This is a genomic window from Olleya sp. Ti.3.14 (assembly GCF_038154885.1).
Taxonomy (GTDB): domain Bacteria; phylum Bacteroidota; class Bacteroidia; order Flavobacteriales; family Flavobacteriaceae; genus Olleya.
Window position 1 is genome coordinate 1 of record NZ_JBAKAO010000099.1, and the last position, 267, is coordinate 267.

Here is a 267-nt window from a genome sequence, read left to right on the forward strand (position 1 = left end):
CACCTAATGCTGGTTATGTAGGAACGGATTCTTTTGTATACACTATCTGTGATAACGGAACGCCTCAAGCTTGTGATCAAGCTACTGTGTATCTTACTGTTGGTGGTATTGCTAATACTACTGATGCTATCGCTGATATTAACAATACGTTTGTTGGACAACCAGTCTCTGGTAATGTATTAACTAACGATGAAGATTTTGAAGGTGATAACCAAACAGTAACTGCTAATACGAATCCAGCTAATGGTTCAGTAACTATTGATGCTG

General features: G+C 38.2%; 1 pseudogene. It reads left to right on the top strand.

From position 1 onward, the window contains the following. Positions 1–267 (top strand): annotated as a pseudogene (locus tag V6251_RS15445) (hypothetical protein); the annotation flags it as partial.